Source organism: Pseudomonas sp. FW305-25 (assembly GCF_017351415.1).
Lineage (GTDB): Bacteria > Pseudomonadota > Gammaproteobacteria > Pseudomonadales > Pseudomonadaceae > Aquipseudomonas > Aquipseudomonas chlororaphis.
Genome location: NZ_JACNDE010000026.1, coordinates 12,844 through 37,569, shown reverse-complemented (window position 1 = coordinate 37,569; position 24,726 = coordinate 12,844). Strand labels below are relative to the sequence as shown.

The 24,726-nt window shown below is 63.7% G+C and carries 25 protein-coding genes and 1 tRNA gene; 22 read left to right on the top strand and 4 right to left on the bottom strand.

Features of this window, described 5'->3' with window-relative positions; all coding sequences use genetic code 11:
- Positions 1-8: 8 nt before the first annotated feature.
- From pgaB to J4E58_RS21995, 8 genes are all read left to right on the top strand, one after another.
- Entirely contained in the window at positions 9-2,006 is a 1,998-nt protein-coding gene (gene pgaB / locus J4E58_RS22030) for a poly-beta-1,6-N-acetyl-D-glucosamine N-deacetylase PgaB (protein ID WP_087092323.1), read from the top strand.
- Between the two features lie 3 nt (positions 2,007-2,009).
- Positions 2,010-3,347 carry a poly-beta-1,6-N-acetyl-D-glucosamine synthase gene (pgaC, locus tag J4E58_RS22025; RefSeq protein ID WP_087092324.1) on the top strand — a complete coding sequence of 446 codons (1,338 nt, stop codon included), beginning with the start codon at positions 2,010-2,012 and terminating at the stop codon, positions 3,345-3,347.
- Between the two features lie 11 nt (positions 3,348-3,358).
- Positions 3,359-3,865 carry a poly-beta-1,6-N-acetyl-D-glucosamine biosynthesis protein PgaD gene (gene pgaD, locus J4E58_RS22020; RefSeq protein ID WP_087092325.1) on the top strand — a complete coding sequence of 169 codons (507 nt, stop codon included), beginning with the start codon at positions 3,359-3,361 and terminating at the stop codon, positions 3,863-3,865.
- A 193-nt stretch (positions 3,866-4,058) separates the two neighbouring features.
- Positions 4,059-4,619 (top strand): YbhB/YbcL family Raf kinase inhibitor-like protein, encoded by a 561-nt coding sequence (locus J4E58_RS22015; RefSeq protein WP_007930309.1) that lies wholly within the window; start codon positions 4,059-4,061, stop codon positions 4,617-4,619.
- 89 nt (positions 4,620-4,708) lie between these two features.
- Entirely contained in the window at positions 4,709-6,460 is a 1,752-nt protein-coding gene (locus J4E58_RS22010; protein ID WP_087092326.1) for a VWA domain-containing protein, read from the top strand.
- Positions 6,461-6,497: 37 nt separating this feature from the next.
- On the top strand, positions 6,498-7,079 hold the full coding sequence (locus J4E58_RS22005; RefSeq protein WP_087092365.1) for an RNA polymerase sigma factor: 582 nt from the start codon (positions 6,498-6,500) through the stop codon (positions 7,077-7,079).
- Positions 7,076-7,825, top strand: a complete 750-nt coding sequence (locus J4E58_RS22000; RefSeq protein ID WP_087092327.1) for a hypothetical protein — start codon at positions 7,076-7,078, stop codon at positions 7,823-7,825. Before J4E58_RS22005 ends, J4E58_RS22000 begins: the two co-directional genes overlap by 4 nt.
- A gap of 82 nt (positions 7,826-7,907) precedes the next feature.
- Positions 7,908-8,099, top strand: coding sequence for a hypothetical protein (locus J4E58_RS21995; protein WP_087092328.1), 192 nt, complete (start codon positions 7,908-7,910; stop codon positions 8,097-8,099).
- Between the two features lie 12 nt (positions 8,100-8,111).
- On the opposite strand, the gene J4E58_RS21990 is transcribed toward J4E58_RS21995, so the two are convergent.
- Entirely contained in the window at positions 8,112-8,663 is a 552-nt protein-coding gene (locus tag J4E58_RS21990; protein ID WP_087092329.1) for a hypothetical protein, read from the bottom strand.
- Between the two features lie 464 nt (positions 8,664-9,127).
- Between J4E58_RS21990 and J4E58_RS21985 the strand changes: the two genes are divergently transcribed.
- Positions 9,128-9,385: a hypothetical protein gene (locus J4E58_RS21985; protein WP_062824047.1), complete on the top strand. Its 258-nt coding sequence runs from the start codon at positions 9,128-9,130 to the stop codon at positions 9,383-9,385.
- 107 nt (positions 9,386-9,492) lie between these two features.
- On the opposite strand, the gene J4E58_RS21980 is transcribed toward J4E58_RS21985, so the two are convergent.
- Positions 9,493-9,569 (bottom strand) — tRNA-Arg (locus J4E58_RS21980).
- Positions 9,570-9,823: 254 nt separating this feature from the next.
- On the opposite strand from J4E58_RS21980, the gene J4E58_RS21975 reads away from it, so the two are divergent.
- From J4E58_RS21975 to J4E58_RS21930, 10 genes are all read left to right on the top strand, one after another.
- On the top strand, positions 9,824-10,516 hold the full coding sequence (locus J4E58_RS21975; RefSeq protein ID WP_158245994.1) for a Crp/Fnr family transcriptional regulator: 693 nt from the start codon (positions 9,824-9,826) through the stop codon (positions 10,514-10,516).
- Positions 10,517-10,605: 89 nt separating this feature from the next.
- Positions 10,606-11,136 carry an RNA polymerase sigma factor gene (locus tag J4E58_RS21970; RefSeq protein WP_172963020.1) on the top strand — a complete coding sequence of 177 codons (531 nt, stop codon included), beginning with the start codon at positions 10,606-10,608 and terminating at the stop codon, positions 11,134-11,136.
- Positions 11,137-11,255: 119 nt separating this feature from the next.
- Positions 11,256-11,483, top strand: a complete 228-nt coding sequence (locus tag J4E58_RS21965) for a RebB family R body protein (protein ID WP_007930328.1) — start codon at positions 11,256-11,258, stop codon at positions 11,481-11,483.
- 18 nt (positions 11,484-11,501) lie between these two features.
- On the top strand, positions 11,502-12,209 hold the full coding sequence (locus J4E58_RS21960) for a hypothetical protein (protein ID WP_087092330.1): 708 nt from the start codon (positions 11,502-11,504) through the stop codon (positions 12,207-12,209).
- A 93-nt stretch (positions 12,210-12,302) separates the two neighbouring features.
- Entirely contained in the window at positions 12,303-12,767 is a 465-nt protein-coding gene (locus tag J4E58_RS21955; protein WP_087092366.1) for a hypothetical protein, read from the top strand.
- 85 nt (positions 12,768-12,852) lie between these two features.
- Positions 12,853-13,167 carry a RebB family R body protein gene (locus J4E58_RS21950; RefSeq protein WP_009041621.1) on the top strand — a complete coding sequence of 105 codons (315 nt, stop codon included), beginning with the start codon at positions 12,853-12,855 and terminating at the stop codon, positions 13,165-13,167.
- Between the two features lie 51 nt (positions 13,168-13,218).
- On the top strand, positions 13,219-13,530 hold the full coding sequence (locus tag J4E58_RS21945; RefSeq protein ID WP_025808521.1) for a RebB family R body protein: 312 nt from the start codon (positions 13,219-13,221) through the stop codon (positions 13,528-13,530).
- A gap of 444 nt (positions 13,531-13,974) precedes the next feature.
- Complete coding sequence (gabD, locus tag J4E58_RS21940) at positions 13,975-15,417, top strand: NADP-dependent succinate-semialdehyde dehydrogenase (protein ID WP_009041623.1); 1,443 nt, start codon at positions 13,975-13,977, stop codon at positions 15,415-15,417.
- Positions 15,418-15,603: 186 nt separating this feature from the next.
- Entirely contained in the window at positions 15,604-16,881 is a 1,278-nt protein-coding gene (gabT, locus tag J4E58_RS21935) for a 4-aminobutyrate--2-oxoglutarate transaminase (RefSeq protein WP_087092331.1), read from the top strand.
- A 139-nt stretch (positions 16,882-17,020) separates the two neighbouring features.
- Complete coding sequence (locus J4E58_RS21930) at positions 17,021-18,250, top strand: HDOD domain-containing protein (RefSeq protein WP_087092332.1); 1,230 nt, start codon at positions 17,021-17,023, stop codon at positions 18,248-18,250.
- Between the two features lie 284 nt (positions 18,251-18,534).
- Here the strand turns inward: J4E58_RS21930 and J4E58_RS21925 are convergent, their stop codons facing one another.
- Both J4E58_RS21925 and desA read right to left on the bottom strand, forming a co-directional pair.
- The gene (locus J4E58_RS21925; protein WP_087092333.1) at positions 18,535-19,527 is read right to left on the bottom strand and encodes a sensor domain-containing diguanylate cyclase; all 993 of its coding nucleotides are present in this window, start codon (positions 19,525-19,527) and stop codon (positions 18,535-18,537) included.
- A gap of 248 nt (positions 19,528-19,775) precedes the next feature.
- A complete protein-coding gene (desA, locus tag J4E58_RS21920) occupies positions 19,776-20,960 on the bottom strand; it encodes a delta-9 fatty acid desaturase DesA (RefSeq protein WP_007921512.1) in 1,185 nt (394 codons plus the stop codon).
- A 145-nt stretch (positions 20,961-21,105) separates the two neighbouring features.
- Here desA and dibA point away from each other — a divergent pair, with 145 nt between their 5' ends.
- The 3 genes from dibA (at position 21,106) to J4E58_RS21905 (ending at position 24,663) form a co-directional block, all read left to right on the top strand.
- Positions 21,106-23,025: a phosphodiesterase DibA gene (gene dibA / locus J4E58_RS21915; protein ID WP_087092334.1), complete on the top strand. Its 1,920-nt coding sequence runs from the start codon at positions 21,106-21,108 to the stop codon at positions 23,023-23,025.
- Between the two features lie 289 nt (positions 23,026-23,314).
- Positions 23,315-23,497: a sulfur starvation response protein OscA gene (gene oscA, locus J4E58_RS21910; RefSeq protein WP_007921516.1), complete on the top strand. Its 183-nt coding sequence runs from the start codon at positions 23,315-23,317 to the stop codon at positions 23,495-23,497.
- Between the two features lie 155 nt (positions 23,498-23,652).
- Positions 23,653-24,663 (top strand): sulfate ABC transporter substrate-binding protein, encoded by a 1,011-nt coding sequence (locus tag J4E58_RS21905; protein WP_007921518.1) that lies wholly within the window; start codon positions 23,653-23,655, stop codon positions 24,661-24,663.
- The last annotated feature ends 63 nt before the right edge of the window (positions 24,664-24,726 follow it).

The window sequence follows — 24,726 nt, the reverse complement described above, 5'->3', positions numbered from 1 at the left end:
GTTTGAAGATGCCTCAGACCCTGCGTTGCATCCTCCTGCTGGGAGCCCTGATTCTTAGCGCCTGCGCCCAGCCCGCCGCGGACTTCCTGGCGCCGGCGCAGCGCCCGGTGCCCGCCAACGAAACCCCGTGGCCGAAAAACCACGTGCTGGGCATTGCCTACCACGACATCGAAGACCGCGACCCCGACCAGGCGGTGGTGGCCGTGCGCACCGAACGCATGATCGAACAGCTGGCCTGGCTGCGCGAGAACGGCTACCAGCCGGTCACCGTGGACCAGATCATGGCGGCGCGCAAAGGCGGCCCTGAGCTGCCGGCCAGGGCCGTGCTGCTGAGCTTCGACGACGGTTACGCGAGTTTCTACACCCGCGTGTTGCCGGTGCTGCGCAGCTACAACTGGCCTGCGTTGCTGGCTCCGGTGGGCGTATGGATCGATACCCCGCTCAACCAGCCGGTGGATTTCGCCGGCACCCCGCGCCAGCGTTCGGACTTCCTGACCTGGGCGCAGATCCGCGAGATTTCCCGCTCCGGGCTGGTGGAAATCGCCGCCCACACCGACGCCAACCACAAAGGCGTGCTGGCCAACCCCCAGGGCAACCTGCAACCGGCCGCCGCCACGCGGCGCTACGACGCCACCACCGGGCGCTACGAAAGCGAGGCCGAGTTCGAGGCCCGCCTGCGCAGTGACGTGGCGACGATCTCGAAAAAAATCCGCGCGGCCACCGGCTACAGCCCGCGGGTCTGGGTCTGGCCGTACGGCACCGCCGACGGCACGGCGCTGCGGGTGGTGGGCGAGCAGGGCTACGACATGGCCCTGACCCTCGACGACGGCCTCGACGCGCTCGATAACCTGATGAGCAGCCCGCGTTTCCTCGTGGCCTCGGACCCCGACGGCCTGCATTTCTCCAACAGCATCGTCGGCGTGCAGGCGCCGGCCGCGATGCGCGTGGTGCATGTTGACCTGGACAACGTCTACGACCCGGACCCGCAGCAGCAGGAAATCAACCTTGGCAAGCTGGTCCAGCGCATGGCAGACCTGGGCGCCAACACCGTGTTCCTGCAAGCCTTCGCCGATCCCAAGGGCGACGGCCTGGTGCAGTCGCTGTACTTCCCCAACCGCCACCTGCCGGTGCGCGCCGATATTTTCGACCGGGTGGCCTGGCAGCTGCGCACCCGAGCCCACGTCAAGGTGTTCGCCTGGATGCCGGTGCTCAGTTTCGACCTCGATCCGAGCTTGCCGCGCGTCACCCGCTGGAACCCGGAAACCGGCCAGACCGGCATCGACCCGGACCAGTACCGGCGCCTGTCGCCGTTCGATCCGAAGGTACGGCGCATCATCGGCGAGATCTACGAAGACGTGGCGCGCCTGACCTCGGTGGACGGCATCCTCTACCACGACGACGCGCTGCTTTCGGACTTCGAGGACGCCAACCCCGAAGCGCTGCGCGCCTATGCCGCCAACGGGCTGCCCGGTTCCATCGCCGCCCTGCGCGCCGACCCGGCGACCCTACAGCGCTGGACCCGCTTCAAGAGCCGTTACCTGATCGACTTCACCCACGAGCTGAGCGCCAAGGTCAAGGCGATCCGCGGGCCGCAGGTGCTGACCGCGCGCAACCTGTTCGCCGAGCCGATGCTCAACCCGCAGAGCGAGACCTGCTTCGCGCAGAACCTCGACGATTTCCTCGCCAGCTACGACTGGACCGCGCCCATGGCCATGCCGCTGATGGAAGGGCAGCAGCGCAAGGCCTCCGGCGCCTGGCTGGAGCAGCTGGTGGCCACGGTCAAGGCCCGCCCCGGCGCGCTGGACCGTACCGTATTCGAGTTACAGGCCCGGGATTGGGCTTCGACACCAGCGAGCGATATCGACGCCGCACAAATGGCCGACTGGATGGGACGACTCAAGCGCCAGGGCGCGACCAGTTTCGGCTACTACCCGGATAACTTTCTCGAGAACTCACCGGACTTGAAGGTCATTCGTCCGGCGCTCTCCACCAAGTGGAATCCTTAAATCATGTTGGATCGACTGTTAGCCCTGTTCGTTCTGGCGATTGTCCTCGGGGTGCCGCTGGGCCTGATCTTCCTGCTGACAGGCCAGTTCCTGATGGACTTCGTGTTCTATTACCCGCTGTTCATGTCCGGCCTGTGGATCGCCGGCGGCCTGTATTTCTGGCTGCACTGGGAGCGCCACTGGCCGTGGAAGGAGGGCACCCTGCCGCCACTGCTGGCCGGCGAGCCGCTGATCAGCATCCTGATTCCCTGCTACAACGAGGGCGAAAACGCCGCCGACACCATCCACGCGGCATTGGCCCAGCGCTACCCGAACATCGAAGTCATCGCGATCAACGACGGCTCCAAGGACAACACCGCCGAGGTGCTCGATGCCCTGGCAATGCAGGACCCGCGGCTGCGGGTCCTGCACCTGGCGGAAAACCAGGGCAAGGCCGTGGCGCTGCGCATGGGCGCGGTGGCGGCGCGCAGCGAATACCTGGTGTGCATCGACGGCGACGCCCTGCTGGCGCCCGACACTGCGGCGTACCTGGTGGCCCCCATGCTGGACAACCCGCGCCTGGGCGCGGTGACCGGCAACCCGCGGATCCGTACCCGCTCGACCCTGGTGGGCCGGGTCCAGGTCGGCGAGTTCTCGTCGATCATCGGCCTGATCAAACGCACCCAGCGGGTGTTCGGCAAGATCTTCACGGTCTCCGGGGTGATCGTCGCCTTCCGCCGCTCGGCCCTGCACCGGGTCGGCTACTGGAGCCCGGACATGATCACCGAGGACATCGACATCAGCTGGAAGCTGCAGCTCGATCACTGGAACATCTTCTACGAGCCGCGGGCGCTGTGCTGGATCCTTATGCCGGAAACCCTGCGCGGGCTGTGGAAGCAGCGCTTGCGCTGGGCTCAGGGCGGCGCCGAGGTGCTGTTCAAGAATATCCGCAGCATCTGGGAATGGCGCCACCGCTACCTGTGGACTTTGCTGTTCGACTACTGCCTGTCCACCGGCTGGGCCTTCACCTTCCTGCTGTCGGTGATCTTCTGGGGCGTCGGCAAGTTCGTCAGCCTGCCCGCGGCCATCACCGTCGACCACCTGATGCCACCGGCCTTCACCGGGCTGGTGCTGGCGATGGTCTGCCTGGGCCAGTTCGTGGTCAGCATCCTGATCGACCGGCGTTATGAGAAAGACCTGTGGAAAACCATGTTCTGGGTGGTCTGGTACCCCCTGGTGTTCTGGTTCATCAGCCTGCTCACCACCCTGGTGAGCTTTCCCAAGGTGCTGTTCGGCGAACATCAGAAGCGGGCGCGCTGGGTCAGCCCGGACCGCGGTATCAAACCCCTGGATGACGAATAGGAGATGCGCTGATGAAAATCATCCGAACCCGACAGCGTCCATTCCTGATGGCGGTGGACGTGTTCCTGACCGTCCTGGCCTGGATCAGCCTCCTATATCTGCTGGTCCGCGGGCTGATTCCCCTGCTCGACAGCCACGCGGGGCCGCGTATCAACGTCAACCTGTTCGACGCCCTGACCACCTTGCAGTTTTACGCCTGGGTCGCGGTGATCAATGCGGTGCTGCTGATTTCCTGGGCGCGCTACCGCCAACGCCGCCACAAGAAGTACCCGCCGCGCCTACCGGCGCCGGTGGTGGACAGCCAGCGCCTGAGCGAGCGTTTCAAGCTCAGCGACGAAACCTTCGCCCAGATACGTCGGCCCGGGACCATGATCGTGCACAACGACGAAGAGGGCGGCATCAGCCATGTCACCACCAAGTTCTTCCGGATCGACCCGCAGGAGCAGCCCCACCCGCCGTTGATGCCGGAGCCGGTGGAGCGGGTCATCCACCTGCCGGCCGAAGACGACAAGGTCTAGGCCGTCGCGGCACCCGGCCCGAGAACGGGCAACCGTCGAAAAAAGCCCCGGAGCTGAAAAATCCGGGGTTTTTTCATTTACAAGAGACTGCGGCTCAAGCTCAATCAGCGGCAATACTGCTCAAGCGCGACGCTTCGCCGCGCAGCTATAGTCTCCACGCTCCGATGAACCCATTCGCAGAAGGTGCTTGCGTATGTCCCGTTTTGCCTCTCTCAATACCTGGCTGGCCGCCGGCGCCGTCCTGCTGTGCCTGCAGTTGCCGGCCCAGGCCCAGGAGCGTTTCACCCTGAACGTGCCTGGTGTCTCGGACAACCGCCTGTTCACCCCGGCCAGCGCCAGCGATGCCAAGGGCTGCGGCGGGCATAACCTGTCGCCGGCCCTGGCCTGGACCGCCGGCCCGGAAGGCACCCGCAGCTACGCCATCGTGATGCACGACCCGGACGGCGCCAAAGGCCAGGGTATCGACCACTGGGTGCATTACGGGATCAAGCCCACGACCCGGCAGATCGCTGCGGGCGCGGGGGCCAAGGGCACCCTGGAAGGGCTGGGCGGCACCAACAGCAAAGGCACCACCGGCTACGTCGGTCCTTGCCCGCCGGTGGGCGACAGCGCGCATCACTACATCATCCAGATCTACGCCCTGGAGCTGGCGCCCGACGCCTTGCCGGCCGGCCTGACCCGCGCCCAGCTGCTGGAAAAGATCAACGGCCACGTGCTGCGCAACAGTAGCGTGGTGCGGCGCTATCTGCGCTAAGCAGATTTTTTTTCCGGGGGCCTAACCCGAATCGCCAAGGGGCTTCGTCTGAAGGGGGGAATGGATCAATTTCCCCGAGGTCAGCCCCCATGTTCCTTCCTCCGTATTTCCTTCGCCCCGCCGTTCAGGGGTGCGCCGCCGGGTTGCTGTTGACCATGGCCGGTTGCGGCCCGTCCTCGCCTGAGACCCGGGGCGCTGCCTTGCCCGTCCAGGAAACGCTGGCACCGCAGGTCGCCGCTCCCTCGCCGAGCGAGGCCCCGCGCGCCGATGTGATCCTGGCCGGATACAACAACGCCAAGGCGCTCGCCCCGGCACCCATGCAATCCTCGATGATGACGCGCGAATCGCTGCCCGCCGGCTATCGCGCCGAACCGCGGGAGCAGTACCAGAACCTGCCGGACAACCCGATCCACAGCGTGGCGCAGGCTCCGGTCTCGACCTTCAGCGTCGATGTCGATACCGGTGCCTACGCCAATGTCCGGCGTCTGCTCAACCAGGGCAGCCTGCCGCCGCAAGGCGCGGTGCGCCTGGAAGAACTGGTCAATTACTTCCCCTACGATTACGCCCTGCCCGGCGACGGCTCGCCGTTTGGCGTGACCACCGAGATCGCGCCGTCGCCCTGGAACCCCCACACCCGCCTGCTGCGCATTGGCATCAAGGCTTCGGATCGCGCCGTCGCCGAGCTGGCGCCGGCCAACCTGGTGTTCCTGGTGGACGTGTCCGGCTCCATGGATCGCCGCGAGGGCCTGCCACTGGTGCAAAGCACCCTCAAGCTGCTGGTGGACCAGTTGCGCGAACAGGACCGGGTATCGCTGGTGGTGTATGCCGGTGAATCGCGGGTGGTGCTGGAGCCCACTTCCGGGCGCGACAAGGCGAAGATCCGCAACGCCATCGAGCAACTGACGGCGGGCGGCTCCACCGCCGGCGCGTCGGGCATCCAGCTGGCGTATCAGATGGCCCGGCAAGGCTTCATCAAGAACGGCATCAACCGCATCCTGCTGGCCACCGATGGCGACTTCAACGTCGGCATCAGCGACTTCGACCGCCTCAAGCAGATGGCCGTCGAGCAGCGTAAAAGCGGCGTGTCGCTGACCACCCTCGGCTTTGGCGTGGACAACTACAACGAGCACCTGATGGAGCAACTGGCCGACGCCGGCGATGGCAACTATGCCTACATCGACAACCTGCGCGAGGCGCGCAAGGTCCTGGTGGACCAGCTCGGCTCGACCCTGGCGGTGGTGGCCAAGGACGTGAAGCTGCAGGTGGAATTCAACCCGGCCCAGGTCAGCGAATACCGCCTGCTGGGTTATGAGAACCGCGCGCTGAAACGCGAGGACTTCAACAACGACAAGGTCGATGCCGGCGAGATCGGCGCTGGGCATACGGTCACCGCGCTGTATGAAATCGTGCCCAAGGGCCAGCTGGGCTGGCTGGAGCCGTTGCGTTATGGCCCAGCCCCCACGCAGCCGCAATCGAGCATCAAGAGCGACGAACTGGCCATGCTGCGGGTGCGCTACCAGGCGCCGCAAGGCGGCAGCAGCCGGCTGATCGAGCGGCCGATCCTGGCGTCGCAACAGCACGGCAAACTCATCCAGGCCAGCGATGATCTAAGATTTGCCGCAGCCGTGGCGGCGTTCGCCCAGCAGCTCAAGGACGCTCGTTACACCGGCGACTTCGGCCTCAAGGACACCGTTGCACTGGCCCGCGGCGCCAAGGGCGAAGACCGTTTTGGCCTGCGTGGCGAGTTCGTGCAACTGGTGGAACTGGCGCAGAGCCTGCAGACTGCCGCTCCGGCGAATCAGCCGGGCCGTTCCGCGGAGGCGTTGAGCCGCCGTGAGTAACGTCATGACGAGCCACCAGAAGGAGTTCAGCACGACCATGCCTGCGGCGAATCGACCAGAGCCCGCCAGCAGCGACGAAACGCTGCTGGCGCGTTATCGCGCGGGTGACAGCGCCGCCTTCGAGGTCCTCTACCAGCGGCATCGCCAGGGGCTGTACAGGTTTCTGCTGAGCCTGTGCGACAAGGCCGAGCTGGCCGACGAGGTCTATCAGGACACCTGGCTCAGCCTGATCCGCACCACCAGTGCGCCACAGGGCCGGGCCAGCTTTCGTACCTGGCTGTACCAGATCGCCCGCAACCGCCTGATCGACCACTGGCGCAAGCACGGCATGCGCAACCCGCTGCACGACAGCTACGACGAGCAACTGCACGATCTGGCCGATGACGCCAGCGGCCCGGAACAACACCTGAGCCTGAGCCGTGAACGGCAACGCATCGACGCCGCCTTGCAGGATCTGCCCGCCGACCAGCGCGAGGTGTTCCTGCTGCGCGCCCACGGCGAACTGGAGTTGCCGCAGATCGCCAGCCTTACCGATACGCCGCTGGAAACGGTGAAAAGCCGCTTCCGTTATGCGCTGAAAAAACTGCGTCGGCTCCTGGCCGAGGAGGTACTGACATGACTGACGCCCGACAGCTTCCCCCTACCGAAGAAGAGCGCATGCTCGAGCATATTCGCCAGCACAGCCATGGCGAGCCGCCGGCCAGCCTCGACGCCCTGATCATGGCCACGGCCCGCCGCGAAGCCCCGGCGCCCCGGCCGTCTCTGTGGCAACGCTGGTTCGATCTGTGCCGCCAGCCGCGCTGGCAAGTGGCGTTCGCCGGTCTGTTCGGCGTGACCCTGCTGCTGGGCGTGTTGCAGCGCTCTCCAGAGCCTGCGCCGAGCCAGGCATTCGCTCCCGCGCCGGCACCCATGGCAAAGGCCGCGGCCCCGCAGCTTGCACGGCGCCAGGCCGAGTCCGCGCCCGCTGGCGCTGCTCCTGTGGAATCCGCCCGTGCGGAATCAACCATGGAGGAATCGAACCGCTTCGAACTGGCCGCGACGCCGGAGGCGGCCGCCGGCGCCTTGTCGGCACCCGCTCCCGCGGCACCCGGGGCGGGCCTGCCGCTGATCCATGACACGCAAGCTTTCACCGCCAAGCCTTATGAGTCCCTGGGGCACCTGGCGTCATTCCCGGGTAAGGAGCAGGGCAAGGAGCAGGACGAGCGCGAGGCGCCGACGTCGATCCTCGACGACACCCTGCGCGAGGTATTGCGGCTGCGCAAGACCGGCCAGGACAAGGTCGCCGACCAGTACATCATCGCCCTGAAGCAGCGCTTCCCCGACGAGGAAATTGCCGAGCGCCTGGAGGCCTTGCAGCAACCCTGAGGGCAAAACGCGCGCAAGTAATGGCCTGGCACCACGAAAACGCGCACTATCGAGCCAGTTTCCTGAAAGTGAGAGGCTGGCCATGGCGCCACGCATCGACCGTATCGCTGCACTGCTGAATTGCCCGACCAAGGGCGCGGATATCCGCCAGGCCATCAAGGAGAGTCGCAAGGACTTTCTGCTCGAGGCCGATGAAGAAGATGAAGACCCGCAGCAGGCCCAGCCTGCCGCGGATCAGGATGAGTCGACGCAGAAGCGGCAGACGCCAGGCTGAAACCCGGAGCTTTTACTTGCGGGCGGGCGCGCGTTTCACGTTCTGGCCCTTGGCCTCGATGGCCAGGGTAATCGCCTTGTAGCAGTCGTAGAACAGTTCCTGGTTCTTGAACATGTTCTCCACCAGTTCCATCTTGCCGTCGCTGTGCTGGACGCGGATGAAGCGCTGGTTGAAGACTTCCACCAGCTCGACGTCCGAGATATTGATCAGGCGAATCTCGCGGATCTTCGAACTGAAGTTACTGACCGGGGCCACCAGCTTCTTGTCCGTCAGCACCACATAACGATTGCCGGCACCGCGCAGGAAGATCAGCGCACCGGCAACGGCGACGGTCATGGCCACGCCCACGACGCCAAGCAGTTGCATGACCAGATGACCATTGAGCCCCAGGGCCTCTATCAGCCGGATCACGCTGTTGTTCTCGCTGGGTGTGCCGAACACCGCGAACAGCGAAAGCCCACCGAAGACCAGGCCCGCCAGGGTCATTTTCTTGTAGTTGGGCCCGTAGTAATAACGCGCCTGGTGCGACGGCGCGGTGTTGCCGGAAAGGTTCGGGATATTCATCGTGTGGGGTCTTCCATGAGTCTGGCGAGAAACGCTGTGTATGCGCTCGGCAGTGGGCCGGGGCGCGTGAATGGCATCAGGGGAGGCATCATCGCAAAAAAGATTGGAGACGCCTAAATGGCTTTCGGGGAGAAAAGGCTTCACCAAGAAGCGAAATACCTCACAACCAATGCAGCCAATCCGCCTTGTCCCTCCCAAACCTCCCTCCCTATAGTTCTTCCTGTCGCTGAAAAATCAGCGACCGGATTTGGCGATCCGTTTAAAGTTAGGCGCAGTCGTGTCATCGACTCCTTGCGTGTGCACTTTGTGTGCGGGCAATGGTGATCCATGGCGGCTGTGCGCGGGAGACCTCAGGGTCTGCCGGGTTTACTAACTTACCGGTTCGCCAACCCGCGTACGGCTGCCACCCACTCGTTTGGCGACGAGATCGGCAGTCTTCTTAATCAAGTTAGGGATGACATGTCATGTCGAAGTACATACCGCTGCAAACCAATTTTCCTGACTGTCCTGTTCTGCTGATCGATAGTGATGAGCCGATAGCGCATGTGTTGGATTGTGCTCATCAGCGGATCAAGGCTGGGACGGATCTTCTGGAAAGCCTCACTTCGGTGACGATCAAGGGCATCGAGGATGCTGATCTTTATCGGCTGACCCACGCGGCTTATTTGCTGCTCAGGGAAGGGGTGGACTTATTGGAGGTTGCGCGGCGAGGGGTTGATTAGTTTAGGCGCGCCAATATCGACAAACTGCCCAAGGTTCTTTGACCCACTCAAATGCCAGAAACGAAAAAGCCCCAGGCCATGCGACCTGGGGCTTTTGCGTTTCTGGCTGGCGCACTCGGCGGGATTCGAACCCACGACCCCTGCCTTCGGAGGGCAGTACTCTATCCAGCTGAGCTACGAGTGCAGTGCGGGCGACATCATACCCATGTCGGCTTGGGGCGTCCATGCGGTTTTTTTTCGCGTGATGATTGGTCGTCGCCTCGTTGTTTATCTTGTCCTTCGCGATACCCGCAAGCCCCCTCGCCCCATTCACAAGTCCTCCCCTCGGACGTCCCTTTGTTTGCTTTGCTCTATGGCTTCAAGCGCTCTAACCGCTGCGTGCTCGCGCAGCGATTTCCTACCAGTCAAGGCGAACGCATGCATTCAAAAGGCGCGGTAATGCTCGATTTTTCGTTGCGTCAGACTCTGCTGGCACGCTCCGACCTGTTCAGGGGGCTGCCGGACACATTGATCCGTTATGTGGCCACCCATGCCGTGGAGCGCTCGTTGAGTGACCGGGAGGTGCTCTACCTCAAGAGCGAGGCGCTGGACTTCATCGCGCTGGTCGCCGAAGGGCAGGTGTATTCGGTGATTCATGGCCCGGACGGGCGCGAGCAGATTGTCGGCAGCGCCGGCGTCGGCCAGGTGGTGGGCGAGTCGGCGCTGATCGAGGGCCACGCCCGGGAAACCTCGGCCTTCGCCTGTGGCCCGACCCGGGTGCTGCTGTTGGGGCGGCGGCATTTCCGGGCGCTGTACGACGAGCCGCTGTTCTGGCAGCGCGTGTTGATGCTGCTGATGACCCGCCTGATGAAGATCCTGGAGTTGCTCGAACTGGTTTGCCTGCATCGCCTGGAGTCACGTTTGGCGCGGTTCCTGCTGGCCAATATCGATGACTTCGAGCTGGCCCCGGCGACCTGTGCGGCGGTGCCGCGCAACCAGGGCATCCTGGCTTCGATGCTCAACACCAGCCGGCCGAAGCTCAATGTCCAGTTGCAGCTGTGGCGGCGTTCGGGGGTGATCAGCTGCCAGAGCGGACGGCTGGTGATCAACGATGTCGAGCATTTGCGGCGCAAGGCCTGCTCGCTGAATTAATTGTCCAACTGTTCCCCAGGTAACAGCGAACGCCTGCTGTGCGATCAGAGACTGTCGGCTCATCAAGGAATGCACAGGGAGTGCTGGCGATGGGATCTTTTCGTGAAGTGGCGGCGGTCGATCGGTTGTTCGAGGCAAGCTGGCGAGCGGTGTACCCCGAGCTGATGCGCCGGGCCAACCGGCGAGCCAGGGGCAACCTGGCCCTGGCCCAGGAGTGGCTGTCCAACACGGCCGTGAAAGCCCTGCTGTTCTTCAGGCGTTCCCCGGAACGCATACGAGAGCCGCAGGGTTTTCTGTTTCTGGTGCTGGACCATGTGTTTCTCGACAGCCTGCGGCGCAGCAAGCGTGAAGGGCAGCTGTTCGATCATTCGATCGACCTTGAGCACGATCACCAGGCCCTTCTCGCTGCGCCTTGCCTATCGGTGTTCGAGTACACCGAGCGGTTCGAACGACTGGTGCAGTTGGGCAATCGCGTGGAGCAACTGCCATTGCTCCAGCGGCGGTTGTTTGAAATGCGTTTTGTCGAGGAATTGCCGTACCCACAGATCGCCGCCGAGCTGGGCATCGCCCAGCCCCTGGTGCGCAAGCGCGTGCAGTTGCTGCGGGCGGCGCTGCGTTGACAGCGCTTTTGCGTTCACAGCCGTGGATGCCGGGCGTTCTTGTGTCATGAGCACCTGAAACCGTCGACGAGTTCACCGTCAGCGCGCCTGCGCTGGCGCCTTCCATCAAGGAGAGATGTATGCCAGAGGTCAACAGCCAGATTACCGACGCTGTAACGCAAACCAACGTCAAGGTGGTGGCCGAGGCGCCGGCCCAGGCCATTGCCTCGCTGTACCAGGTGGCCAGTCATTCGGCGGGGCTGTCCCTGCAGAACGCGGTCAACAGCCAGCAGGCGTTGAATCAGATCTCCAATGCGGTGATCTCCAAGGCGGTGTCGCTGATCATGCAGATCGGCGAGAAGCCTTGACGCCTGGGGAGATGCCTCATGTTCTGGTTCAAGAAAAAACCCGCTGCCGCCGTCGAGCCGGAGACTGACGCCACGTCGGCGACCGACCCCGAGGCGGTCGATCCCAAGCCAAGCGATACCGAACCGCGTAATCCCAGGCCGAGCAATCCCGAAGCCGCCGAGCCTACGGCTGCGGGGCCCCAGGTTGCCGATCCCACCCCAGCGGGCGACTCCCCGCCACCGAGCACTCCCAGCAAGTCGCCGCGCACGGTGATGGACCGCATGAACGACTACATGATGGTCCAGGTCGCGGCGCCGCCGACCGGCAGCACCGATGCGCTGAACAGCCAGATCGTCGAGGCGGTGCAGTTCACCAACGCGCAGACCTTCAGCTATGCCCCGGCGCAGATCGCCATTGCCCCGGACATGATGATCAGCCAGGCCGCCGGCCTGGTCGCGCAATCGGCAGCGGGCTATTTCGACGGGGTCAGCAAGCTGGCACTGGCGGCCCAGGCGGTATTGCTCGAGCAGATGACGAAAAACATCGTCGAAAACCATCCCGAAAAAGCCGCCGAGGATGCCTTGGGCGCCCTGGCCACCGACCTGCTGGTGGGGGCGGCCGCTGCCGTTGCCGCAGCGGCCGGCGCCCTGGAGGCGACAGCGGCGGGTATTGCCATCGACAAGATCGACGAGAGCATCGCCAAGTACAGCAACACCCTGGCCAATCGCGGCGCGCCACCGTCCTGATTCACGCCGTCCTGGCGTCATGAACACCCGGTCCCGGAGCCCCTCCGGGACTGGGCAGCAGCACGTTCTTTAATGAGCAAGGAGGAGGCCGAGATGCCCCAGGAAAATTCCGACTCGCTAGCGAGTCTTTATCAATTGGCCGATGCGCTCAACCTGAGCCTGTCCGCGGGCGAAAAACAGATTCTCGAAGCCTGGATGCGCAGCGAGCCGCGCACGGGTGTCATGGAGCGGGTGCTCAACCAGACTCAGCACCTGATCGAAAACGAGAGACAGCGCACCCGCGACTTGATGGAGCAGGCCAGGGTCAGCGAAAGCAGCCTGCTGGGCAGTCCCCAGCAGCGCGAAGCGGTGATCCGCCAGTGGCTGGCGGCCAAGCAACAGGCGACGGTTATCGATGTGCCGGAGGAGCCTGTGCGGATGCTCAGCAGCGCGCAGAACCAGCTGATCCGCCAGACCGTCGAGGAAGCCGTGCAAGCGCGGATGCTGGGGCTGGTGCAGCAGGTCGAGGCGGTGCTTTCCCGTATCGACCAGGCAGGCGACGCGCCGCAGGACCATTGAGCATTTGCTCGTTCACAGCCTGTGTTTTGCCACGTTCATTGGTTAACACGGAACCCGCCGTGTACTAAACAAAGGAAGTTGAACCATGCCATTAGTCAACGAGCAAATTACCGACGCGGTCACCCAGACCAACGTCAAAGTGGTGGCCGAATCCCCAGCGATGGCGATGAGCACCATCTACCAGTCCATGGGCCAGGCGACGGCGATTCTGTTCCAGAACGCTGTTTCCGCCCAGCAGCAGCAAAATACCCTGGCCCAGGCCGCCACCAACCAAGGCGTGATGCAGATCTACAGCGTCGATACCACCGCCGGCGCGGCGGCGACCGAAAAAGTCGCCCAGGGCGGCGTGGCCGACAACCTGACCAGCCTGCTGACAGTCCTCAAATCGTTCAACCCTTGATCGGGCGAGCGCTAACGGAAGTTGTTCTTTCTTAATTAAGGAGTTTCACTTATGAGTACAGTCAGTCCGCAAATCACCGACGCCGTTACCCAGACCAACGTCAAGGTCGTGGCCGAAGCGCCGGCCATGTCGATGGGCACCATCTACCAGTCCCTGGGGCAATCCGTAGCGATCCTGTTCCAGAACTCGGTCTCGGCCCAGCAACAGCAAAACACCCTGGCCCAGGCGGCGACCAACCAGGGCGTGATGCAGATCTACAGCGTCAACACCACCGCAGGCGCGGCGGCCACCGAAAAAATGGCCCAGGGCGGTGTCGGCGACAACCTCGCCAGCCTGCTGACGATCCTCAAGTCGTTCACCTAAGGCCTGGCCCTGGAACAACCCCGCAGCCTTCCGGCTGCGGGGTTTTTTGCGTTTGGCACGCCCAACCCCCTGTAGGAGCGAGCTTGCTCGCGATAAAGAACGCCCATTCGACACCCATGTCGACCGCCAGGCCGCCATCGCGAGCAAGCTCGCTCCTACAGAGGGGGCAATCGCAGGGACGGTGTCGTTGATCCGAAAGATTCTGCCAAAGCGGCGTTTTCGTTCTTTTTTTCGAACAGCCTATTGCCCTGTCCCCTGGTTGACCCTAGGATTCGTTTGAGATTTCAAACGCTCTTGTCAAAGAGCCGATCCGCCCGTCTATTCTGACAGGCGCTATTTCTGTGCTTGAGCCCGGTAACAGTTTTTCCTGACGGCAGCCTGTCAAGGCGCCTTTCAACAATCACAATTCGCTCCGCCCCGCGCGGTGCTGTTAAGGAAACCGACATGCAGCTTAAAGACGCCCAGTTGTTCCGCCAGCAAGCCTTCATCGATGGGGCTTGGGTCGACGCGGATAACGGCCAGACCATCAAAGTGAACAACCCGGCCACGGGCGAAATCCTCGGCACCGTGCCGAAGATGGGCGCTGCCGAAACCCGTCGTGCCATCGAAGCCGCCGACAAGGCCCTGCCGGCCTGGCGCGCGCTGACCGCCAAGGAGCGGGCGACCAAGCTGCGTCGCTGGTATGAGCTGCTGATCGAAAACCAGGACGACCTCGGTCGCCTGATGACCCTGGAGCAAGGCAAGCCACTGGCCGAAGCCAAGGGCGAAATCGCTTACGCCGCCTCCTTCATCGAATGGTTCGCCGAAGAAGCCAAGCGCATCTACGGCGACGTGATTCCCGGCCACCAGCCGGACAAGCGCCTGATCGTGATCAAGCAGCCGATCGGCGTGACCGCGGCCATCACCCCGTGGAACTTCCCGGCGGCGATGATCACCCGTAAAGCCGGCCCGGCCCTGGCCGCTGGTTGCACCATGGTGATCAAGCCGGCCTCGCAGACCCCGTTCTCGGCCCTGGCCCTGGTCGAGCTGGCGCACCGCGCGGGCATTCCGAAAGGCGTGCTGAGCGTGGTCACCGGCAGCGCCGGCGACATCGGCGGCGAGCTGACCAGCAACCCGATCGTGCGCAAGCTGTCCTTCACCGGCTCGACCGAAATCGGTCGCCAGCTGATGGCCGAATGCGCCAAGGACATCAAGAAGGTTTCCCTGGAGCTGGGCGGCAACGCGCCCTTTATCGTGTTCGACGACGCGGACCTGGATAAGGCCGTCGAAGGCGCGATCATCTCCAAGTACCGCAACAACGGTCAGACCTGTGTCTGCGCCAACCGCCTGTACATCCAGGATTCGGTCTACGACGCCTTCGCCGAGAAGCTCAAGGTCGCGGTGGCCAAGCTGAAAATCGGCAACGGCCTGGAAGAAGGCACCACCACAGGTCCTCTGATCGACGAAAAAGCCGTGGCCAAGGTCCAGGAACACATCGCCGACGCCCTGGGCAAAGGCGCGACCCTGCTGGCCGGCGGCAAGCCGATGGAAGGCAACTTCTTCGAACCGACCATCCTGGTCAACGTGTCGAAAGACGCGGCCGTGGCCAAGGAAGAAACCTTCGGTCCGCTGGCGCCGCTGTTCCGTTTCAAGGACGAAGCCGAAGTGATCGCGATGTCCAACGACACCGAGTTCGGCCTGGCCTCGTACTTCTACGCTCGCGACCTGGGCCGTGTGTTCCGTGTGGCCGAAGCCCTGGAATACGGCATGGTCGGCGTCAACACCGGGTTGATCTCCAACGAAGTCGCGCCGTTCGGCGGTATCAAGGCCTCGGGCCTGGGCCGTGAAGGTTCCAAGTACGGCATCGAGGATTACCTGGAAATCAAATACCTCTGCCTGGGCATCTGATACCCGCGCCAAGGCATGGTTTTAAGCGCCAGGGGCACGAGAGCGCTGTCCCCTGGCGTGCTGTAAACGATATTTCAGTAGTGGCCGGGATAGCCGGGGCAGTCGATCATCGCATGCTGCCGCGGTTGCCTTCCCGCCACGTCATCCTTGAACCACGCCGACCGATGAGCGGCGAATGAGGACACTATGAGCAAGACCAACGCATCCCTGATGAAACGCCGTGAAGCCGCCGTACCGCGCGGTGTTGGCCAGATTCACCCGATCTTCGCCGACTCCGCGAAGAACGCCACGGTAACCGACGTTGAAGGTCGCGAGTTCATCGACTTCGCCGGCGGTATCGCCGTACTCAACACCGGCCACCTGCACCCGAAAATCGTCGCCGCGGTGACCGAGCAGCTGAACAAGCTGACCCACACCTGCTTCCAGGTCCTGGCCTACGAGCCTTACGTGGAACTGTGCGAAAAAGTGAACGCCAAGGTGCCGGGCGATTTCGCCAAGAAAACCCTGCTGGTGACCACCGGTTCCGAAGCCGTGGAAAACTCGGTGAAGATCGCCCGTGCCGCCACTGGCCGCGCCGGCGTGATCGCCTTCACTGGCGCCTACCACGGTCGCACCATGATGACCCTGGGCCTGACCGGCAAGGTCGTGCCTTACTCGGCCGGCATGGGCCTGATGCCAGGCGGCATCTTCCGCGCGCTGTACCCGAACGAGCTGCACGGTGTGAGCATCGACGATTCGATCGCCAGCATCGAGCGCATCTTCAAGAACGATGCCGAGCCACGTGACATCGCCGCGATCATCATCGAGCCGGTACAGGGCGAAGGCGGTTTCTACGTCGCGCCTAAAGAGTTCATGAAGCGTCTGCGCGCCCTCTGCGACCAGCACGGCATCCTGCTGATCGCCGACGAAGTGCAGACCGGCGCTGGCCGTACCGGCACCTTCTTCGCCATGGAGCAGATGGGCGTTGCCGCCGACCTGACCACCTTCGCCAAGTCCATCGCTGGCGGCTTCCCGCTGGCCGGTGTCTGCGGCAAGGCCGAATACATGGACGCCATCGCGCCAGGCGGCCTGGGCGGCACCTACGCCGGTAGCCCGATCGCCTGCGCCGCGGCCCTGGCCGTGATGGACGTGTTCGAGGAAGAACACCTGCTGGACCGTTGCAAGGCGGTCGGCGAGCGTCTGGTGACCGGCCTCAAGGCCATCCAGGCCAAGTATCCGGTAATCGGCGACGTGCGTGCCCTGGGCGCGATGATCGCGGTCGAGCTGTTCGAGAACGGCGACAGCCACAAGCCGAACGCGGCCGCCGTGGCACAGGTTGTTGCCAAGGCGCGCGACAAGGGCCTGATCCTGCTGTCCTGCGGCACCTACGGCAACGTCCTGCGCGTGCTGGTTCCGCTGACCTCGCCGGACGAGCAACTGGACAAGGGCCTGGCGATCATCGAAGAGTGCTTCTCCGAACTCTGATCCCGCCTGTGACCTGATTGACAAAAAGACCCGCCTCGGCGGGTTTTTTTGTGCCGATCGAGGCTGCGCAGTGCATTTGCGCTGTATGGAAGGCTCGGCATTGACTAAGGTGCAAAGGATTGCCCAGGGAGCGTGCTGCATGACTGCTGTGGATTTACCCGCTGTACCGCGAGTGTTGATTGCCGAGGCGGACCCTTGGTCGCGCGATTTGCTCAAGCAGGTGTTGTTGAATGTACGTTGCGACGCGCGGCTGGACGTGTGCGCCGACGGTCAGGAAGCCCTGCAGCTGCTGGCCGAAAACCCCTATGACTTGGTGATCGCCGACTGGGAGTTGCCCGGCGTCGACGGCCTGGGCCTGCTGCGCAGCGTGCGCCAGCGCAAGCGCAACCCGGTGCTGCCGTTCATCCTCATGAGCAGCCGCAACGACAGCGCCAGCGTGCGCGAAGCCCTGCCGCTGGCGCCGACGGCCTACCTGACCAAGCCGCTGAACATGGAAGGCCTGACCCAGCGCCTGCAGGACCTGCTGCTGGACCCCGGCCAGGAAGTGTCGTGCGAGGTGCCGACCCTGGCGCCGGGCATGACCCTGTGGACCTTTCTCGAGCGCCGCCGCGAGCTGGCCGACGGCGCGCCGTTGCTCGCCGATGTGCAACTGGCGGTGAAGCGCAGCCTCAACCCCGACGGTCTCGACCTCAAGCTGCTGGAAGAAGAGGTGCGTACCGACCCGCAGATCAACGCGGTGCTGATCGCCGCGGCCAACAGCGCCGCCCAGCACCATGGCAGCGCGGTGCAGACCCTGGCCCAGGCCCTCCACCGGCTGGGTACCGGGCAGAGCATGAACCTGATTCTCGGCCTGGCGCTCAAGCGTAGCGCGCGCCTGAGCGACCCGGCCCTGGGCGATTACGCCGAGCGTTACTGGGAGCTGTCGCTGCACACCGCGGAATACGGCCGGACCCTGGCCCGCTTGCTGGACCTGGACCAGGAGCGCTGCTATTGCGCCGGCATGCTGCATCGCCTGGGGGACCTGGCGCTGCTGCGTTGCCTGCAAGAGTGGAAGCAAACCGGTGGCGCGCTGGACGACATGGAAGAGATCGGCGATGCCCTGGCACAGTTCGGCGCGGCCTATGGTTCGGCCTTGCGCACCCGCTGGCGCCTGCCGCTGGAGCTGCGCGAGCTGATTGCCTCGGCCTACCAGCTCGGTGGCGGGGTTTATTCCCGCGAGGCCCTGGTGATGAACCTCTCCGCCCAGCTCGCCCGCCTGCGGCCATCCGAGGGCCTCGAAGAGCTGGCCGACAGCAAGACCGCGCGCCTGCTCAAGATCGGCCTGCCGGAGCTGGTTCGCCTGCGTAAAACCGATACGCGAGAAGCGTGAGGACGCCGCGCAATCCTGTAGCCGCTGCCGAGCCAGCGAGGCTGCGATCGGCGGCGCAGCCGCCGCAAAACCAGCGCACGCGGTGTACCTGATGTAACGCGGAGCCTGCTTTGCGATGGCTGCGCCATCGTTCGCAGCCTCGCGTTGCTCGGCAGCAGCTACAGGTGCGCAGCCGGCTGAGGTGCTGAGCTTTCGCAGTACCTCTTTTCGCAGCTCTTATTGCGTTTGGCCAATTCATGACCCCCCGTACCTCGGCAGCGGCTACGGTGGGTTGCAGTTGCGACCTACCCCGAAACGATCCGGTTCTTGCCCTGGCGCTTGGCTTCGTACATCGCCGCGTCGGCGCGGGCGAAGAGGCTGTCGAGGTTTTCGTCGTCGGCGGTGAGGCTGGTCAGGCCCTGGCTGACGGTGATGCTGAACTGCTCCTCGCCATGGCTGAAGGTCAGGCGCTGGATTTCCCGCTGCAGGCGTTCGGCAACCTGGCGCGCCATGTCCGGGGCGCAACCGGGGAATAGGGCGGCGAATTCCTCGCCACCGATACGCCCGAACAGATCGCCACGGCGCAGGGTCGCGCGGCCGGTCTCGGCGATGCGTTGCAGGACGTTATCGCCCTCGGGGTGGCCGTAGGTGTCGTTGACCACCTTGAAGTCATCGATATCCAGCAACAGGAAGGCCAGCGGCGTGCCTTGCTGACACGCCTGCTCGAATTCTCGGTTGGCGCATTCGAAGAAGTGCCGGCGGTTGCTGCTCTGGGTCAGCACGTCGGTGGTGGCCAGGCGTTGCAGCTCGGTTTCCAGGTGCTTTTTCTCGGTGATGTCCTCGGCCAGGCCGACGATGATCACCCGGTCCCCGGGGGCGGCATTGCGATTGATGAAGCACTTGTCGCTGAGCCAGCGGACCTGGCCCTGGGCATCGATGATTCGGTATTCGCGGTCTTCCACCGCGCCTTTTTCCAGCACCTGGGCCAGGGTTCGCTCGGCGTATTCGAGGTCGTCGGGGTAGACGCTGTCGCGCCATTCGTTGGCGTCGGCCAGCAGCAGGCCGGCGGAGCGGCCGAAAATGCGTTCATACGCCGGGCTGACATACAGCACCTGGCGGGCTTCCCAGTCGAAGGCCCAGAGCACGGCATTGACGCTGACCAGCAACGAGCTGAACAGCTGTTCGCGTTCTGTCAGCCGGGCGACCTCGCCCTGGGCATGCATCAGCGCCATCAGGGTTTGCGCGGCCTCGGGCCACTGGGGAAAAGCGGATGGGAGTTGTGGGTTCTTGTTGACCATCGGCACCGATCTCAAAGCGCTCGCCGCTCGGGAAACGAAGCGGCCACGGAAAGCCCGCCTGGATGGCGAAGTGTTGCTTGAGATAGGGGATTGGCGACGAAGTTCCCGTTTGCCACGGTCTGGGAGCCGGCAGCCGCTGGGCGGTCACGGTGGCGCGGAGGACGGGCTGGAGCTCATGGGGCGGGGAGGGCAGCGAAGCCCACCCGCCACGGCAGCCGGGCTCGCCATGGCGGATGAGCGGGCCAGCGTCAGAGGCTGGCGGGACGCAGCGAGTAGGTTTTCAACTGGCTGGCGAAGTCGCGCAGCGATTGGATCCCGCTGGCCTCGGCTTCGTGGACCCAGTCCTTGATCGCCGCCAGCATGTCGTGGCCGTTGGAGCTGGTCTTGGCCCAGATCTGCTGCAGCGCCAGGCGCTTTTCGTAAATCACTTTCAGGGCCTGGCTGTGCTCCAGCATGTTCTGGATACGCGCATGGTGGCGCTCTTCCAGCAGGCTGGTCTCCCGCGACAGCAGGCGCTTGGCGCGATGGAACTGGTGGCGCACCGAGTGATCGACCTTGTCCAGCTCCTGCTTGACCAGCGGCGCGATCACCAGCTTGCGGTACTGGGCCATGATCTGGAAACGGTTGTTGAGGATCGCCATCGCCGTGTCCATGTCCAGGTGGCCCTTGCCTTCGACCCGGTGGGCGATCGGCGCGACCCGCTGCACCTTGGCCAGGCGCAGGAAGCTGAACACCTTGATCCAGGCCCAGCCCAGGTCGAACTCCCACTTCTTCACCGACAGCTTGGCCGAGTTGGGGTAGGTGTGATGGTTGTTGTGCAGCTCTTCGCCGCCGACCAGGATGCCCCAGGGCACCAGGTTGGTGGCCGCGTCGCGGCATTCGAAGTTGCGATAGCCGACCGCATGGCCCAGGCCGTTGATCACCCCGGCGGCCCAGACCGGGATCCACATCATCTGGATCGCCCAGATGGTGATGCCGATGGTGCCGAACAGCAGCAGGTCGATCACCGCCATCAGCGCCACGCCGCCCAGCTTGTAGCGCGAGTAGAGATTGCGTTCGATCCAGTCGTCCGGGCAGTTCTTGCCGTAGATGCGCAGGGTTTCCGGGTTTTTCGCCTCTTCGCGGTACAGCTCGGCGCCTTTGCGCAGCACCGTGGACAGGCCCTTGATTACCGGGCTGTGGGGGTCATCCTCGGTTTCGCATTTGGCGTGGTGCTTGCGGTGGATGGCGGTCCACTCGCGGGTGTTCTGCGCCGTGGTCAGCCACAGCCAGAAGCGGAAGAAATGTTTCAGGCCGGCATTGAGCTCCAGGGAGCGGTGGGCTGAGTAGCGATGCAGGTAAACCGTGACGCCAACGATGGTCACGTGAGTCATTAACAGGGTGACTGCCACCAGTTGCCAGGCCGACAAGCCAAGAAAACCTTCGTACCACATAGGCTGTAGGGCCCTCGATAAAGAAAAAACAGCAGTCGCATTATCACCGAGCCCACAGAGAAAACCAGTCGCCCTTTCAGATAAGAGTGGCGAGATGTTTCTTCCTCTATAATCCCAAGCTTTCCGTAAGGACATTGACGACCTTATGTCGGTTTCTTCCCGCGACGCTTTGCGCGCAGCCTTGCTCTATCTCTTGTTGTCTGTGGTGTGGTTGCAGCTCAGTGGTCATTTATTGAGCAGTTTCTTCGATGAGTCGAACGATCTGGCGCGCTGGCAACTGGTCAACGGGTATCTCTGGGCCCTGGTCAGCGCGGTCCTGATCTTCATCGCGCGGGGCCGTCTGCTGCGTTTGCTGGGTGCCGACTCCTGGCTGCATCACCAGCGCGAGGACCGCGAGCGTCTGCGCCAGGCGGCCGCCGTGTTCGATTGCACCCGTGAAGGGGTGCTGGTCAGCGACCGCCGGGGCCAGATCGTCCACGTGAACCGTGCGTTCATCGAGATCACCGGCTATCAGCGCGACGAGGTGCTGGGCCGCCAGCCGAGCCTGTTCAAGTCCGGGCATCACACGGCGGATTTCTACCAGGCCATGTTCGATTCGCTGAACGCCACGGGCGAGTGGAGCGGCGAGATCTGGAACCGGCGCAAGTGCGGCGAGATCTACCCGCAGTGGCAGACCATCCGCGCCATCCGCGATGACGACGGCCAGCTCAGCCACTATGTCGCGGTGTTTTCCGACATCAGCGCGATCAAGGATTCCGAGCACGAACTGGCCCACCTGGCGCACCACGATCCGCTGACCGACTTGCCCAATCGCCTGCTGTTCACCGACCGCGCCGAGCAGGCCCTGGCGTCGGCGCAGATCCACAAGCGCGGCTGTGCGCTGCTGATGGTCGACCTGGATCACTTCAAGATGATCAACGACAGCCTCGGACACAATGTCGGCGACCGTCTGCTCAAGGCCGTGGCCCAGCGCCTGCAAGGCATGTTCGGCCCGGGCATCACCCTGGCGCGGCTGGGCGGCGACGAGTTCGCGGTGCTGGTCGAGAGCTGCGCGCAGCCGGGGCAGGCCGCGGTGCTGGCGCAGCGCATCATCGACGGGGTGAAGCAGCCTTTCCTGATGGACGAGAACCAGCTGTTCATCAATGCCAGCATCGGCATCAGCCTGTTTCCCAGCGATGCCCTGAGCGCCGAGCAACTGTTGCGCAATGCCGACACGGCGCTGTTCAAGGCCAAGAGCGCCGGGCGCGACAGTTACGCGCTGTACACCGAGGAACTGACGGCCCACGCCCAGCAACGGGTGGAAATTGCCTTCGAATTGCGCCGTGCCCTGGAGCAGCAGGAGCTGCGGGTGTTCTACCAGCCGGTGCACGACCTTGCCAGCAGCCGCCTGGTCGGGGTCGAGGCGCTGGTGCGCTGGGAGCATCCGCAGCGCGGCCTGGTGCCGCCTGGGGAGTTCATTCCGATTGCCGAGCGCGCCGGGCTGATCGCCGAGATCGATGCCTGGGTCATGCAGCAGGCCTGCCGGCAGATGTGCCAATGGCAGGCGGAGGGCATGGCGTTGTCGTTCGTCGCGGTGAATGTCTCCAGTCGTCTGTTCGCCCGCCGCGAGCTGTACCAGCAGGTGGCCCAGGTGCTGCACGACACCGGCCTGGACCCGGCCTACCTGGAGCTGGAAGTCACCGAAAGCGCGGTGATGGAAGACCCGGAAGTCGCCCTGGAGCAGATGCACCGTCTGCGCGAGCTGGGGCTGCGCCTGGCCATCGACGACTTCGGCACCGGCTATTCCTCGCTGCTGCGGCTCAAGCGCCTGCCGGTGCAGAAGCTGAAGATCGACCAGGGTTTTGTCGCCGGCCTGCCGGGGGACGAAGACGACGCGGCGATCTCCCGGGTGATCATCGCCCTGGCCCAGAGCATGGGCATGCAGGTGCACGCCGAAGGCATCGAACAGGTGGAACAGGCGCGCTTCCTCCTCGACCAGGGCTGCGACCTGGGCCAGGGCTACTGGTTCGGCCGCCCGGTGCCGGCGGCGCAACTGCAATGGAACCGGGCGCCGCAAATTCACTGATCCTGTCGAGGCATCGCGGGCAGGCGCTCGTTTCTGTAGGAGCGAGGCTTGCCCGCGATGGCGTCCTGTCTGATGCACCGTGGTGCCTCGATCGCGAGCAAGCTTCGCTCCTACAGAGGCGGGTTGGTGGTGCAATCTCACGCAACCCCGCGTCAATTCAAATAATTTCTTCTGGTTATATAAACATTCTTAAATAGTATTTTTAAGAATATCTGCGCCTATCTACTATTGCCCTCACGCCGCAAGCAGTGCCGCCACTGCCAGGCACATCTCATTCAGGAGCAACACCATGAGCGCATCTCTTCGTAGCGTTGACGGCCAGGACGAACAAACCATCTTGCGCGAGATTCAAAGCGCATTGCGCGACCTGCGTTTCGGCGCGGTGGAAATCACCGTGCACAACGCCCAGGTCGTGCAGATCGAACGCAAGGAAAAATTCCGCCTGCAACACCCTGGCAACAAACCAAGCTGAACGCCGCACCACCTCTCGCCACGAGAGGCCCGACTGGACAACCGGAGGGCGTCATCCATGACCCCCAGCCTGAACCCCAGCGTTCGCCCACGAATGCGGGCCTGATTCGCCATAAGAAAAATGCCAGCACATTAAAAAATTTCGGGAGCTCCATCATGTCGTCGATTCGCCGTTATGCCCTGGCCGCCCTCGCCAGCGCCGTTTTTGCCGGTTCCGCCGTTGCCAAGGATTACGAGTTGCTCAACGTGTCGTACGACCCGACCCGCGAGCTGTACCAGGACTACAACAGCGAATTCACAAGCTTCTGGAAAAAGGAACACCCGGGCGACAACGTCAAGATCCAGCAATCCCACGGTGGCTCGGGCAAGCAGGGCCGCGCGGTGATCGACGGCCTGCGCGCCGACGTGGTGACCCTGGCCCTGGCCGGCGACATCGATGAAATCGCCAAGCTCGGCAAGACCCTGCCGGCCGACTGGCAAACACGCCTGCCGGATGCGAGCACGCCCTACACCTCGACCATCGTGTTCCTGGTGCGCAAGGGCAACCCCAAGGGCATCAAGGACTGGGGCGATCTGATCAAGAAAGACGTGTCGGTGATCACGCCGAACCCGAAAACCTCCGGCGGCGCCCGCTGGAACTTCCTCGCCGCCTGGGCCTATGGCCTGAAAGCCGGTGGCAGCGAAGCCCGTGCCCAGGAGTACGTGAAGGAGCTGTTCAAGCACGTACCGGTGCTGGATACCGGCGCCCGCGGCTCGACCATCACCTTCGTCAACAACGGTCAGGGCGACGTGTTGCTGGCCTGGGAAAACGAAGCCTTCCTGGCATTGAAGGAAGACGGCGGCGCCGACAAGTTCGACATCGTGGTGCCTTCGCTGTCGATCCTCGCCGAGCCGCCCGTGGCGGTGGTGGACAAGAACGCCGAGAAAAAGGGCAACACCGAGATCGCCGAGGCCTACCTCAAGCACCTGTACAGCCCGGCTGGCCAGGAAATCGCGGCGAAGAACTTCTATCGTCCGCGGGACAAGGATGTGGCGGCCAAATACGCTCAGCAGTTCCCCAAACTGGATCTGGTGACCATCGACAAGGACTTCGGCGGCTGGAAAACTGCCCAACCGAAATTCTTCAACGATGGCGGGGTGTTCGACCAGATCTACCAGGCGCAGTAAGCAACACTACCTGTAGGAGCGAGCTTGCTCGCGAAGATCGTCAACGATAACGCGTACATTCTG